10 protein-coding genes are annotated in these 13,612 nt (G+C 55.0%); 5 read left to right on the top strand and 5 right to left on the bottom strand.

Annotation, left to right across the window (positions count from 1 at the left end; genetic code table 11):
• The first annotated feature begins 77 nt into the window (after nucleotides 1–77).
• The 3 genes from JQ822_RS22340 to JQ822_RS22330 all read left to right on the top strand — a co-directional run bounded on the left by JQ822_RS22340 (nucleotide 78) and on the right by JQ822_RS22330 (nucleotide 4,891).
• Nucleotides 78–3,155: a beta-galactosidase gene (locus JQ822_RS22340; protein WP_213135310.1), complete on the top strand. Its 3,078-nt coding sequence runs from the start codon at nucleotides 78–80 to the stop codon at nucleotides 3,153–3,155.
• Between the two features lie 54 nt (nucleotides 3,156–3,209).
• Complete coding sequence (locus JQ822_RS22335; RefSeq protein ID WP_213135309.1) at nucleotides 3,210–4,463, top strand: MFS transporter; 1,254 nt, start codon at nucleotides 3,210–3,212, stop codon at nucleotides 4,461–4,463.
• A gap of 155 nt (nucleotides 4,464–4,618) precedes the next feature.
• Nucleotides 4,619–4,891, top strand: a complete 273-nt coding sequence (locus tag JQ822_RS22330) for a YceK/YidQ family lipoprotein (RefSeq protein ID WP_213135308.1) — start codon at nucleotides 4,619–4,621, stop codon at nucleotides 4,889–4,891.
• A gap of 37 nt (nucleotides 4,892–4,928) precedes the next feature.
• Here JQ822_RS22330 and prpE read toward each other — a convergent pair whose 3' ends face one another.
• The 4 genes from prpE to prpB form a co-directional block, all read right to left on the bottom strand.
• Nucleotides 4,929–6,815 carry a propionate--CoA ligase gene (gene prpE / locus JQ822_RS22325; RefSeq protein ID WP_213135307.1) on the bottom strand — a complete coding sequence of 629 codons (1,887 nt, stop codon included), beginning with the start codon at nucleotides 6,813–6,815 and terminating at the stop codon, nucleotides 4,929–4,931.
• Nucleotides 6,816–6,841: 26 nt separating this feature from the next.
• Nucleotides 6,842–8,293 (bottom strand): bifunctional 2-methylcitrate dehydratase/aconitate hydratase, encoded by a 1,452-nt coding sequence (locus JQ822_RS22320; protein WP_213135306.1) that lies wholly within the window; start codon nucleotides 8,291–8,293, stop codon nucleotides 6,842–6,844.
• A 38-nt stretch (nucleotides 8,294–8,331) separates the two neighbouring features.
• Nucleotides 8,332–9,501: a bifunctional 2-methylcitrate synthase/citrate synthase gene (gene prpC / locus JQ822_RS22315; RefSeq protein ID WP_213135305.1), complete on the bottom strand. Its 1,170-nt coding sequence runs from the start codon at nucleotides 9,499–9,501 to the stop codon at nucleotides 8,332–8,334.
• 80 nt (nucleotides 9,502–9,581) lie between these two features.
• Entirely contained in the window at nucleotides 9,582–10,463 is an 882-nt protein-coding gene (gene prpB, locus JQ822_RS22310) for a methylisocitrate lyase (protein WP_213135304.1), read from the bottom strand.
• A gap of 250 nt (nucleotides 10,464–10,713) precedes the next feature.
• Between prpB and prpR the strand changes: the two genes are divergently transcribed.
• Entirely contained in the window at nucleotides 10,714–12,309 is a 1,596-nt protein-coding gene (gene prpR, locus JQ822_RS22305) for a propionate catabolism operon regulatory protein PrpR (RefSeq protein ID WP_213135303.1), read from the top strand.
• A 48-nt stretch (nucleotides 12,310–12,357) separates the two neighbouring features.
• Here prpR and yahO read toward each other — a convergent pair whose 3' ends face one another.
• Nucleotides 12,358–12,633: a DUF1471 family periplasmic protein YahO gene (yahO, locus tag JQ822_RS22300; RefSeq protein ID WP_213135302.1), complete on the bottom strand. Its 276-nt coding sequence runs from the start codon at nucleotides 12,631–12,633 to the stop codon at nucleotides 12,358–12,360.
• 284 nt (nucleotides 12,634–12,917) lie between these two features.
• Here yahO and JQ822_RS22295 point away from each other — a divergent pair, with 284 nt between their 5' ends.
• The gene (locus JQ822_RS22295) at nucleotides 12,918–13,550 is read left to right on the top strand and encodes a LysE family transporter (protein ID WP_213135301.1); all 633 of its coding nucleotides are present in this window, start codon (nucleotides 12,918–12,920) and stop codon (nucleotides 13,548–13,550) included.
• Nucleotides 13,551–13,612: the final 62 nt, after the last annotated feature.

Raw genomic sequence — 13,612 nt, 5'->3', positions numbered from 1 at the left:
TCCTTTACAGCAGGGATCGCTTATTCGTATTTTGATTGGAATTGTGAGCGAGTAACAAATTCAAACAGGATACCGTCATGAACCTGAACACAAATTCACTCTCCGCCGTACTGGCCCGCCGTGACTGGGAAAACCCCGGCGTCACGCAGCTTAACCGGCTGGAGGCGCACCCGCCGTTCTGTAGCTGGCGTTCAGCGGATGACGCGCGTATCGATAGGCGTTCGGCTCAGTTGCGCTCTCTGAATGGCCAGTGGCAGTTCGCCTGGTTCGCCGCGCCGGAGGCAGTGCCGGAAAGCTGGCTTACAGAGGATGTAGCGCAGGCCGAGACCATTACCGTGCCGTCTAACTGGCAGATGGACGGCTTTGATGCGCCGATTTATACTAACGTTACCTACCCGATTCCGGTGAATCCTCCGTATGTTCCAGCGGAAAACCCAACAGGATGTTACTCGCTCACATTCAATGTCGAAGACGCGTGGTTAGATGAGGGTCAGACGCGCATTATTTTTGACGGCGTCAATTCCGCGTTTCATCTGTGGTGCAACGGTCGCTGGGTCGGCTACGGACAGGACAGCCGCCTGCCGTCTGAGTTTGATCTTAGCGATTATCTGCTGCGCGGAGAAAACCGCCTGGCGGTGATGGTGCTGCGCTGGAGCGACGGCAGCTATCTGGAAGACCAGGATATGTGGCGCATGAGCGGTATCTTTCGCGATGTCTCCCTGCTGCATAAACCCACCACGCAAATCCGCGACCTGCGTATTAACACCCGTTTTAACGACGACTTCAGCCGCGCCGCGCTGGAAGCCGAAGTCAGGGTGGCGGGCAACGAGAGCGAAGATTTACGCATCACCCTGCAATTGTGGGAAGGTGAGACGCTTGCTCACGAAACGACTTCCCCGCTCGGCAGCGAGATTATTGATGAACGCGGCGCTTATCATGACCGGGTTACTCTGCGTCTGAACATCGAAAGCCCGGCGCTATGGAGCGCGGAAACGCCCAATTTGTACCGCGCCGTGGTGCAGTTACAGACCGCTGACGGTACGCTAATTGAAGCCGAAGCCTGTGACGTCGGTTTCCGCCAGGTCCGCATTGAAAACGGCCTGCTGTTACTTAACGGCAAGCCGCTGCTGATTCGCGGCACCAACCGTCATGAGCATCACCCGGTCAACGGTCAGGTGATGGACGAGGCGACGATGGTGCAGGACATCATCCTGATGAAGCAGAATAACTTTAACGCCGTGCGCTGCTCCCATTACCCGAACCATCCATTGTGGTACAGCCTGTGCGATCGCTACGGTCTGTACGTGGTGGATGAAGCGAATATTGAAACCCACGGCATGGTGCCGATGAATCGCCTCACCGACGATCCCGCCTGGCTGCCCGCCATAAGCCAGCGCGTAACGCGCATGGTGCAGCGCGACCGTAATCACCCGAGCATTATCATCTGGTCGCTGGGCAATGAATCCGGTCATGGGGCCAATCACGACGCGCTCTACCGCTGGATAAAATCAGACGATCCGTCACGCCCGGTGCAATATGAAGGCGGCGGCGCAAATACCGCGGCGACCGATATCATTTGCCCGATGTACGCCCGCGTCGATCAGGATCAGCCCTTCCCCGCCGTACCGAAATGGTCGATTAAAAAGTGGCTGTCGATGCCCGGTGAACAGCGTCCGCTGATCCTCTGCGAATACGCCCATGCCATGGGCAACAGCTTTGGCGGTTTCGCCAAATACTGGCAAGCGTTCCGTCAGTATCCGCGCCTGCAGGGCGGGTTTGTCTGGGACTGGGTGGATCAGTCGCTAATTAAATATGATGAAAATGGCAAGGCGTGGTCAGCCTACGGTGGTGATTTTGGCGACACGCCTAACGATCGTCAGTTTTGCATGAACGGACTGGTGTTCGCCGATCGCACCCCGCACCCGGCGTTATATGAGGCGAAACATGAACAGCAGTTTTTCCAGTTCACGTTACTGCCGGGCGCTGAACGCCAGATTGAAGTGACCAGTGAGTATCTGTTCCGCCGCAGCGATAACGAAGTTCTGCACTGGTCGATAGCCCAGGACGGCAACCCGCTGGCCGCCGGAGAAATCGAGCTGGATATCGCCCCGCAGGGCCACCAGGTGATTACCCTGCCAGATGTCCCGATGCCGGACACCGCAGGCCAGCTCTGGCTGACGGTGCGCGTAGAACAACCTCAGGCAACCGCGTGGTCAGACGCCGGGCATATCAGCGCCTGGCAGCAGTGGAAGCTGGAGGAGAAACTCAGTCTGGCACAGCCACCGCGCGCCAGCACCGCGCCACAGTTGACCGTTAGCGAGAACAGCTTTATCGCGTCAGCCAACGACAAGCGCTGGCAATTCGACCGTCAGTCTGGCCTGCTGACACAGTACTGGATTGGCGATACAGCCCAACTGTTAACTCCGATTACCGACCAGTTCACCCGCGCGCCACTGGACAACGACATCGGCGTGAGCGAATCAACCCGCATCGATCCTAACGCCTGGGTCGAACGCTGGAAGGCCGCCGGTCACTACTGCGCAGAACCTTTGCTGCTGCTATGCGAAGCCGAAGCGCTGGCGAACAGCGTACTGATTACTACCGCCCACGCCTGGCAGCATCAGGGCGAAACGCTGTTTATCAGCCGCAAGTCATTCCGTATCGACGGTCATGGTGAGATGCAGGTAACGGTAGATGTCGACATCGCCAACGGCACGCCACATCCGGCCCGCATCGGCCTGAGCTGCCAGTTGGCGCACGTCGCTGAGCGGGTGAACTGGTTAGGTCTCGGCCCGCATGAGAACTACCCGGACAGGCTGAGCGCCGCCTGTTTTGACCGTTGGGATGTGTCGCTTGATGAGATGTATACCCCGTACGTTTTCCCAGGCGAAAACGGTCTGCGCTGCGGGACGCGCGAATTGCGCTACGGCGCACACCAGTGGCGCGGCGACTTTCAGTTCAACATCAGCCACTTTAGCCAGAAGCAACTGATGGAAACCAGCCACCGCCACCTGCTGCAGCCGGAGGCGGGCACCTGGCTCAATATTGACGGCTTCCATATGGGCGTCGGCGGGGATGATTCGTGGAGCCCGTCCGTTTCCCCGGAATACCTGCTGAGCGCAGGGCATTACCACTACCAGATTATCTGGGGTTAAAAATAATAAAGGGTAGGTTGCAACCTGCCCTTATTTTGCCTAAGGAAGTCCATCATGTATTATTTAAAAAACACTAACTTTTGGATGTTCGGCTTTTTCTTCTTCTTTTACTTTTTCATTATGGGCGCTTATTTCCCCTTCTTCCCTATCTGGTTACACGATGTAAACCATATCAGCAAAGGGGATACGGGGATCATTTTCGCCTGTATTTCGCTGTTCTCTTTGTTGTTCCAACCAGTATTTGGTCTGCTGTCTGATAAACTCGGATTGCGCAAACACCTGCTGTGGGTCATTACCGGCATGCTGGTAATGTTTGCCCCGTTCTTTATTTACGTCTTTGGCCCGTTATTACAGGCTAATATTTTATTGGGTTCGATTGTCGGCGGGATTTACCTTGGCTTTATTTATAATGCCGGGGCACCAGCGATTGAAGCGTATATTGAAAAAGCCAGCCGCCGAAGCAACTTTGAATTTGGTCGCGCACGCATGTTTGGCTGCGTGGGCTGGGCGCTGTGTGCCTCGATTGCCGGAATTATGTTCACCATCAACAACCAGTTTGTCTTCTGGTTAGGTTCCGGCTGTGCGGTCATTCTGGCATTGCTGCTGCTTTTTTCAAAAACAGATGCCCCTTCTTCTGCAAAAGTCGCCGATGCGGTAGGTGCCAACAACTCGGCATTCAGCCTGAAGCTGGCGCTGGAGTTATTTAAACAACCGAAACTCTGGTTCCTCTCGCTATACGTGGTCGGTGTTTCCTGTACTTATGATGTATTTGACCAACAGTTCGCCAACTTCTTTACTTCATTCTTTGCCTCTGGTGAACAGGGCACCCGCGTGTTCGGCTACGTCACGACCATGGGGGAATTGCTCAACGCCTCTATCATGTTCTTTGCGCCGCTGATTGTGAATCGCATCGGCGGAAAGAACGCCCTGCTGCTGGCCGGTACGATTATGTCGGTGCGGATTATCGGATCCTCCTTCGCCACCTCTGCACTGGAGGTCGTTATCCTCAAAACGCTGCATATGTTTGAAATACCGTTCCTGATCGTCGGTTGCTTCAAATACATCACCAGCCAGTTTGAAGTGCGTTTCTCAGCCACCATTTATCTGGTGTGTTTCTGTTTCTTCAAACAGTTAGCCATGATTTTCATGTCAGTTCTGGCCGGAAAAATGTATGAGAGTATTGGTTTCCAGGGAGCTTATCTGGTGCTGGGCATCATTGCGCTGAGCTTCACGTTGATTTCCGTATTTACCCTTAGTGGGCCGGGGCCTTTTTCCCTACTGCGTCGTCGCGAAAGCGTCGCGCTGTAAAAACCTCTTTGCCGGATGCACCACTCACGTGGTTTATCCGGGCTACGGCGTGCAATCCTCACTCTATGAGTCCTGACCTGGTGGCTTAAGTTCTGCGGGTAAAAAGCCGCTTTTCTACCGTTATGGTAAAACGGGGCGATAAGCCAGGTCATAGCATGAGCAGAAAGACGGTTGCGGTAATGGCGCTATTTATCAGCGCATTACTTTCAGGATGTGGCAGCATTAATGCACGCACGGAAGGTGAGGACTCAAATACGTATTACGTGGGTATGCACCATGACGTTGATAAAATAAAAAACCCTGGCGCTTACGATTATAACTATTTTGATTTAGCACTGTTATTTATCGATGTGCCGTTATCATTCGTGGCCGATACGGTATATGCGCCGTTTGATTATTATCACGGGCCGTATAAGAAAGCGGATTAAGACGCAGGCCCGGTACCCCCGGGCCATTTAACGAGAATTACTCCTCAATCGCCTGGCGAATTTGCTGCAACGACGCGGGATCGTCAATGGTCGTGAGATCGCCGGGATCGCGGCCTTCGCAAATCGCCTGGATCGTACGTCTGAGCATTTTGCCAGAACGCGTTTTCGGCAGTTGCGACACAAACCAGACGTGTGCCGGACGGCCAAAGTTGCCAATCTGGCTGTCTACCAGCGCCATAATCGCCTTTTCTTCCGAATGCGCGATGTCGCGATCTTCCAGGCTGTCGCTCTGTTTCGGAATGACAAACGCCACTGCCACCTGCCCTTTCAGCGCATCCTTCACGCCGACCACCGCCACTTCCGCAACGTTCGGATAGCTGGAAATGCTCTCCTCTATCTCGCGCGTACCGAGTCGGTGTCCGGCTACGTTTATCACATCATCCGTGCGACCCAGAATGAAATAATAGCCGTCGGCGTCACGAATGCCCCAGTCAAAGGTGGCGTACACCTGGCGAGAAAACAGCGACCAGTAGGTATTCACAAAGCGCGCGTCATCGCCCCAGATGGTCTGAATACATCCCGGCGGCAGCGGCCCTTCAATCACCAACATGCCCTTTTCATTCGCCGCGCAGGGTTCACCGGTGACTTCATTCAGCAGTTGTACGTTGTAACCGTACATCGGCACGCCGGGACTGCCCAGACGTGATGGTCTGTCGTCCACGCCACGGGCAATCGCCATAATCGGCCAGCCGGATTCGGTCTGCCAGTAGTTGTCGATAACCGGAACGCCCAAGGTCTCCGTTACCCAACTCGCGGTCGGTTCATCCAGCGGTTCCCCCGCCAGATACAGCACCTCCAGCGACGAGAGATCGTGATTGCGGATTTGCGCGGTCGGGAATTTCTTCAGCACGCGGATGGCGGTCGGCGCAGAGAACATCCGGCTGACCTGATACTTCTCGACAATCTTCCACCATACGCCGCAGTCCGGATACGTTGGCAGCCCTTCGTAAACCACCGTCGCCATCCCCGCCAGCAGCGGAGCATACACGATGTAAGAATGCCCAACCACCCAGCCGATATCCGACGCGCAGAAGAACACGCCGCCCGCTTTACCGCCGAAAATGGTGTCCATCGAGGTCGCCAGCGCTACCGCATAACCGCCAACATCACGCTGCACGCCTTTCGGTTTACCGGTTGTCCCGGAGGTATAGAGAATGCAGGACGTTTCGTTCGATTCCAGCCAGGTCACCGGCACACGCGCGCCGAGATGCTGCTGGCGCAGCGCGGCAAAGTCGAGGTCACGCCCCTCTACCCGCGCCATTTTCGCCAGGCCGCGATCGACCAGCACCACGTGGCGCGGCTGATGCTGTGCCTGATCGATCGCATCATCGAGCAGTTTTTTATACGGCAGGATCTTGCCCCCGCGCGCCCCAGCGTCTGCCGAGACGATAACCACCGGTCGGGCGTCATCAATTCGCGCCGCCACGCTGTGCGACGCGAAGCCGCCGAATACCACCGAGTGGATCGCCCCAATGCGCGCGCAGGCCAGCAGCGTAATGTGCGCCTCGGCGATCATCGGCATATACACCAGCACCCGATCGCCGCGCTGTACGCCCAGCGACAGCAACATTGCCGCCGCGATATTCACCTCGTCATACAACTGGCGAAAGGTGAACGTACGCTCTTCTTCGGTTTCCGATGACACGGCAATCAGCGCCAGCGCCTCAGGCTGTTTCTCCAGCCAGCGGTCAATGGCGTTATGGCACAGATTGGTCGTCCCGCCGCAAAACCAGCGGGCAAACGGCGGATGGCTGCTATCCAGCACCTGAGTGAACGGCTGCTGCCAGTCAATACGCTGGGCCTGCTCGGCCCAGAACGACTCTGGTTGAGTAACAGAACGCTGATAAAATTCGTTAAAAGACATCATGCTCTCCTGTTAAGCCTGCACGCTTAAATGACGTAGAGGTCCATATACTCATTAACCGGCATCTGCTCCAGGCGGGCTCTGTCCAGGGAGACATCCAGAATGTGCTGCTGCTGACGGGTCGGGAACTGGCGCGCCAGGTTGATTTTGAATTTCTCAACCAGCTTCGGCATACCGTCAGTGCGACGACGCGCGTGGCCAATAGGGTATTCCACCACTTCTTCGTCAAAGCGTGTGCCATCGGTAAATTCCAGAGTGATGGCGTTGGCGATGGCGCGTTTTTCCGGGTTGTGATAATCGGCGGTGAAGGACGGATCTTCGAAACAGTTAATTTTCTCGCGCAGGGCATCGATGCGCTTGTCCTGTGCCACGCCGTCTTCGTAATCTGCCGCCGTTAAGCGTCCGAACAGCAGCGGAATGGCTACCATGTACTGGATGCAGTGGTCCCTGTCCGCCGGGTTATCCAGCGGGCCTTTTTTATCGATGATGCGAATGCAGGCTTCGTGCGTACGAATGGTCACTTTTTCGATATCGACTGCGGTCTTACCGGCGGCCTGCAGTTTTTCATGCAGCGTCATTGCCGCTTCTACCGCAGTTTGTGAGTGGAACTCTGCCGGGAAAGAGATTTTAAATAGCACGTTTTCCATCACGTAAGAGCCGTACGGACGCTGGAAGCGGAACGATTCCCCTTTGAAGGAGACATCATAGAAGCCCCAGGTTTTCGCCGTCAGCGCAGACGGATAGCCCATCTCACCGGTTTTCGCCATCAGCGCCAGACGGACCGCGCGGGACGTGGCATCGCCTGCCGCCCAGGATTTACGCGTGCCGGTATTCGGCGCATGACGATAGGTACGCAGCGACTGGCCGTCGACCCACGCCAGCGAGACCGCATTGAGAATTTCATCCCGATTCAGGCCAAGCATCTCGGCGACCACAGCGGTCGAGGCAACTTTTACCAGCAGGACGTGGTCCAGACCAACGCGGTTAAATGAGTTTTCCAGCGCGATACAGCCCTGGATTTCATGAGCCTTGATCATACCGGTCAGCACCGTTTTCATCGTCAACGGTGCTTTCCCCACCGCCACCGCATTGCGTGACAGCCAGTCAGCCGTCGCCAGAATACCGCCGAGGTTATCGGAAGGGTGGCCCCATTCAGCGGCAAGCCAGGTGTCGTTAAAGTCCAGCCAGCGGATCATCGCCCCGATGTTAAACGCCGCCTGCACCGGGTCGAGCTGGAACTGGGTGCCAGGTACGCGCACGCCGTTCGGCACGACGGTCCCGGGGACGACCGGCCCCAGCAATTTTTTACAGGCCGGATATTCCAGCGCTTCCAGGCCACAGCCGAGGGTATCGAGCAGGCAATAATGTGCGGTGTCATACGCCACTTTCGAGGCTACCTCGTAGTTCATGACGTAATCAACGATATCAACGATTTCACGGTCAAATTCCGGGCGGACGTTCGAAATATGTGCGGACATAGGGTACATTTCCTGTTTTTATCTTTAGAGGTTTTGCATTAGCAACGCTTTTCAATCGCGATAAATTCACGATCTTCCGGGCCGGTATAATTAGCGGAAGGACGGATAATTTTGTTGTCCTGGCGCTGTTCGATGATGTGCGCCGCCCAACCGGTGACGCGGGCGATGACAAACAACGGGGTGAACATTTCGGTCGGGACGCCCATCATGTTGTAGGAGACCGCCGAGAACCAGTCGAGGTTCGGGAACATCTTTTTGGTGTCCCACATTACGCTTTCCAGGCGGTCGGCGATGTTGTACATTTTCAGCGAACCGCCTTCCTGAGAAAGCTGTTTCGCCACGCGCTTGATCACCTGATGACGCGGGTCGGCAATGGTGTAGACCGGATGACCAAAGCCAATCACCACTTCTTTGTTTTCCACGCGTTTACGGATATCCGCTTCGGCTTCATCCGGCGTTTCATAGCGCTGCTGAATCTCAAGCGACACTTCGTTCGCCCCGCCGTGTTTCGGCCCACGCAGGGCGCCAATCGCGCCGATAATCGCGGAATACATATCAGAGCCCGTTCCCGCAATCACCCGGCTGGTGAAAGTGGAGGCGTTGAATTCGTGCTCGGCATACAGCACCAGCGAAATGTGCATCGCTTTTTCCCAGCTTGCCGACGGCTTCTCGCCATGCAGCAGATGCAGGAAATGACCGCCAATAGAATCATCGTCGGTTTCAGGCTGAATGCGCTCGCCGTTATGGCTGTAGTGATACCAGTACAGAAGGATCGAACTGAGTGAGGCTAGCAGCTTGTCTGCAATATCGCGCGCGCCGGAGACGGTGTGCCCCTCTTTTTCCGGCAGCGTACAGCCAAGCGCAGAAACGCCGGTGCGCATTACGTCCATCGGGTGCGAGGCGGCAGGCAGCGCTTCCAGTACGGTACGCACGTTTGCCGGCAGGCCACGCAGTGCTTTTAATTTGATCTTGTAGGCGTTGAGTTCATCGCGAGTGGGTAATTTTCCGTGGATCAGCAGGTGCGCCACTTCTTCAAATTCGCACTGCTGCGCCAGGTCGAGAATATCGTAGCCGCGATAGTGCAGGTCGTTACCGCTTTTGCCGACGGTGCACAGGGCGGTATTTCCGGCAGCGACGCCAGACAGCGCAACCGATTTTTTCGGCTTGATGACATTGGTATTATTTTGCAGGATCGTTGTGTCGCTCATGTTGTCCTCGTCATTTTTATAATATGTAGGATACAAATTCATTGCCGGATGGCGGCTACGCCTTATCCGGCCTACGACGGTTACTTTTTGCTATACAACGCGTCGAGTTTCTCTTCGAACTGGTAGTAATTGATGCTTTCGTACAGTTCGTTGCGCGTCTGCATAATGTCGATGACGCTCTTTTGCGTCCCTTCCTGGCGCAGCACGTTGTACACTTTTTCCGCGGCGCGATTCATGGCACGGAAGGCCGAAAGCGGATATAGCGCCATCGCGACGTTCGCGCTGCGCAGTTCATCGGTGGTGAACAGCGGCGTGGCACCAAATTCGGTGATGTTGGCGAGGATCGGCACCTGTACCGCGTCGGCAAACTGGCGGTACATGGCAAGCTCGGTAATGGCTTCCGGGAACAGCATGTCAGCGCCTGCTTCGACGTACGCCTGCGCGCGATCGATGGCGGCCTCTAAGCCTTCCACCGCCAGCGCATCGGTACGCGCCATGATGACAAAGTTCGGATCGGTGCGCGCATCTACCGCCGCACGGATCCTGTCGACCATCTCTTCTTTCGATACGATCGCCTTGTTCGGACGATGCCCGCAGCGCTTGGCGCCGATCTGATCTTCAATGTGCAGCGCGGCGGCCCCGGCTTTGGAAATCGACTTCACGGTACGCGCCACGTTGAATGCAGACGATCCAAAACCGATATCCGCATCCACCAGCAATGGCAGCGGGCAAACATCGGTGATACGGCGGATATCGGTCAGCACATCATCGAGAGTAGAAATACCGAGATCCGGCAGCCCTAACGACCCTGCCGCAACGCCGCCGCCAGAGAGATAAATCGCCTGATACCCGGCGCGCTGGGCCAGCAGGGCGTGGTTCGCATTGATGGTGCCAACAATTTGTAATGGATTTTCTTTGGTAAGAGCGGCGCGAAACGCCAGCCCTGGAGAGTGCAGAGACATATCCCATCCTCTTGTTATCAACTTGTTACCGTTCGTTGATTAACCTAAAGCAAGGGGTATGCCAAAGCCTTTATTGGAGACGTGATTTTTGTTTATTCTTTTTAAAACAATTAATTACATTCTGTCCCTGCATTTTTTTCGTACAAAAGCGTGTCAGCACGCGTTTCATGAAACCGACCTGAATGTTTCATTGCAACATTTTTGAAACACAACTAAACCCAATATAGGTTCTTTAATTTTGGGGTTAGCGATGGCTGAGACGCATCTTCCACCACGGGTCAATGACGACAAACCGGTCATCTGGACGGTCTCCGTCACGCGCCTGTTCGACCTGTTTCGCGACATCAGCCTGGAGTTTGACAACCTGGCGACCATCACCCCTATTCAGCTTGGTTTTGAAAAAGCGGTGGCGTATATCCGCAAGAAGCTCGCCACCGAGCGCTGTGATGCCATCATCGCGGCGGGCTCCAACGGCGCGTATCTGAAAAGCCGCCTGTCAATTCCGGTGATCCTGATTAAACCCAGCGGATTCGACGTGCTGCAGGCGTTGGCGAAAGCAGGCAAGCTGACTTCGTCGATTGGCGTTGTCACTTATCAGGAAACGCTGCCCGCATTGACGGCCTTTCAAAAGACCTTCAATTTGCGCCTGGAGCAGCGCAGCTATATCACCGAAGAAGATGCGCGCGGGCAGATCAACGAGCTGAAAGCCGGCGGTACACAAGCGGTAGTTGGCGCGGGATTGATTACCGATCTGGCGGAAGAAGCGGGGATGACCGGGATCTTTATCTATTCGGCGGCCACCGTGCGTCAGGCCTTTATCGATGCGCTGGATATGACCCGCCTTACGCTACGCCGCAACGGGCAATACGCCAGCGGCGACACGCTACGCACCCGCTATACGCTGGGCGATATGCGCGGCCATTCGGCGCAGATGGAACAGGTTCGCCACACCATTATGCTGTACGCCCGCTCCCGTGCGCCGGTGTTGATTCAGGGCGAAACCGGGACGGGGAAAGAGCTGGCGGCGCAGGCGATTCATCGGGAATATTTCACCCGCCAGGACCGTCGGCGTGGTAAGCCCTCGCCGCCATTTGTCGCCGTCAACTGCGGAGCCATTACCGAATCATTGCTGGAAGCGGAGCTGTTCGGCTATGAGGATGGCGCTTTTACCGGTTCCCGTCGGGGAGGACGCGCGGGCCTGTTTGAAATCGCCCACGGCGGGACGCTGTTTCTTGATGAGATTGGCGAAATGCCACTGCCGCTACAGACCCGATTGCTGCGCGTACTGGAAGAAAAAGAGGTGACACGGGTCGGCGGGCATCAGCCGATCCCGGTCGATGTGCGGGTGATCAGCGCCACCCACTGCCATCTTGAGCAGGAGATGAAACAGGGTCAATTTCGTACCGATCTGTTTTATCGGCTGAGCATTCTGCGCCTCACGCTGCCGCCGCTGCGCGAGCGTCTGTCCGATATTCTGCCGCTGGCGGAGGGATTTTTAAAACAGTCGTTGGCGGAACTTGAGGCACCCTTTTCTGATGTGGTACGTAAGGGACTGGGGCTGAGTCAGCAGACGTTGCTCAATTATGGCTGGCCGGGAAATATCCGCGAATTACGTAATATGATGGAGCGTCTGGCGCTGTTTTTGAGCGTAGAACCGCAGCCTGAGCTGAACGTCCAGTTTTTACAGCAGCGATTACCGGAACTGGCCGTCGCGCCCGAGGCACATCAGGCATCATCATCGCTGACGGCGCAACAGGTGCTGGCGCAATTTAATGGCGATAAAGCCGCAGCCGCGCGGTATTTAGGGATCAGCAGAACCACATTCTGGCGCCGATTAAAAGAATAACCCGCCGGTGTAATAGCCAGCGGGTATGGGGTCTTTCAGCTCAGCGCGTTATTTTTTCTTGTAAATATTGGCAGTGCCATGGATTTTATTATCCGTTTGACCGGAGGTTAATACCACCACGTCAGCACCTTTCTCTTCCGCTTTTTTCAGAAGCTCTTCTTTGGCATCCGAAACGGAAACTTCATTACTCGTTGAAATATCGCCAATTTTTGTATATTGCGATTCAACTTTTTCAAACTCAACCTTGGTCATAAATTCCGCTGCATACGCGTTGGAAAAGACTAAAGCTAACGCACCAATTAATACCTTGTATCCAGTTTTCATATAAAAGCTCCAGATTTGTTATATAAGCCATCATCGCTCCCTGAACATTCATAATGCGATTCAAGGATGATTAATAACTAGTCCAGCCTGAATAAAAAATCCACATCCAGCAAGAATTTAAAGAGGTTTTGCGCTGCAACCAAAGCCTACAACCGAATGCTGCTGCGCTATCCGGAGCATTAACATGATCACAGTATGATTAGCCAATGTGAGTTGATCCTCAGAATAGTCAGCTCACTGAAATTATAGTGTTAACTTCGTTAGAACCAGGGGAATCGTTGTTTATGGAACCGCTACACGCCGTCGTGCTTACGGTGAGCCTGTTTGTCTTAACCTTTTTTAACCCCGGCGCGAATCTGTTCGTGGTGGTGCAAACCAGCCTGGCGTCGGGACGCCGGGCGGGTGTGATGACCGGCCTGGGAGTGGCGCTGGGGGATGCATTTTATTCTGGCCTCGGGCTGTTTGGCCTGGCAACGCTAATTACCCAGTGTGAAGAGCTATTTTCATTGATCAAGGTGGTCGGCGGCGCCTATTTGCTATGGTTTGCGTGGAACAGCATCCGGCACCAGACGACCCCACAGATGTCGACGTTACAGCAGCCGCTCTCCGCGCCCTGGTACGTCTTCTTCCGGCGTGGCTTATTAACGGATTTATCCAATCCACAAACCGTGCTGTTTTTCATTAGTATTTTCTCGGTAACGTTAAGCGCAGACACGCCGACGTGGGCCAGGCTGATGGCCTGGGCTGGCATTGTGTTGTCATCCGTTATCTGGCGTATTTTTCTCAGCCAGGCGTTTTCTTTACCCGCCGTACGCCGCGCGTATGGTCGAATTCAACGGGTTGCCAGTCGGGTGATTGGTGCCATTATTGGTGTCTTCGCCCTGAGGCTGATTTATGAAGGCATCACCCATCGTTAAGAGAGTTTAACTTGACCATCGTGACGTAATTGTCCGTAATACCGCCTTAATTTTTAAACGTA

It is taken from the genome of Citrobacter sp. FP75 (genome assembly GCF_018342065.1).
Lineage (GTDB): Bacteria > Pseudomonadota > Gammaproteobacteria > Enterobacterales > Enterobacteriaceae > Citrobacter.
This window is presented reverse-complemented; position numbering and strand designations above follow the sequence as displayed.

What these genes read in the sequence shown, in the direction of transcription:
- JQ822_RS22340 (WP_213135310.1), top strand. Translation starts at nt 78, where the DNA reads ATGAACCTGAACACAAATTCACTCTCCGCCGTACTGGCCCGCCGTGAC.
- JQ822_RS22335 (WP_213135309.1), top strand. Translation starts at nt 3,210, where the DNA reads ATGTATTATTTAAAAAACACTAACTTTTGGATGTTCGGCTTTTTCTTC.
- JQ822_RS22330 (WP_213135308.1), top strand. Translation starts at nt 4,619, where the DNA reads ATGAGCAGAAAGACGGTTGCGGTAATGGCGCTATTTATCAGCGCATTA.
- prpE (WP_213135307.1), bottom strand. Translation starts at nt 6,815, where the DNA reads ATGTCTTTTAACGAATTTTATCAGCGTTCTGTTACTCAACCAGAGTCG.
- JQ822_RS22320 (WP_213135306.1), bottom strand. Translation starts at nt 8,293, where the DNA reads ATGTCCGCACATATTTCGAACGTCCGCCCGGAATTTGACCGTGAAATC.
- prpC (WP_213135305.1), bottom strand. Translation starts at nt 9,501, where the DNA reads ATGAGCGACACAACGATCCTGCAAAATAATACCAATGTCATCAAGCCG.
- prpB (WP_213135304.1), bottom strand. Translation starts at nt 10,463, where the DNA reads ATGTCTCTGCACTCTCCAGGGCTGGCGTTTCGCGCCGCTCTTACCAAA.
- prpR (WP_213135303.1), top strand. Translation starts at nt 10,714, where the DNA reads ATGGCTGAGACGCATCTTCCACCACGGGTCAATGACGACAAACCGGTC.
- yahO (WP_213135302.1), bottom strand. Translation starts at nt 12,633, where the DNA reads ATGAAAACTGGATACAAGGTATTAATTGGTGCGTTAGCTTTAGTCTTT.
- JQ822_RS22295 (WP_213135301.1), top strand. Translation starts at nt 12,918, where the DNA reads ATGGAACCGCTACACGCCGTCGTGCTTACGGTGAGCCTGTTTGTCTTA.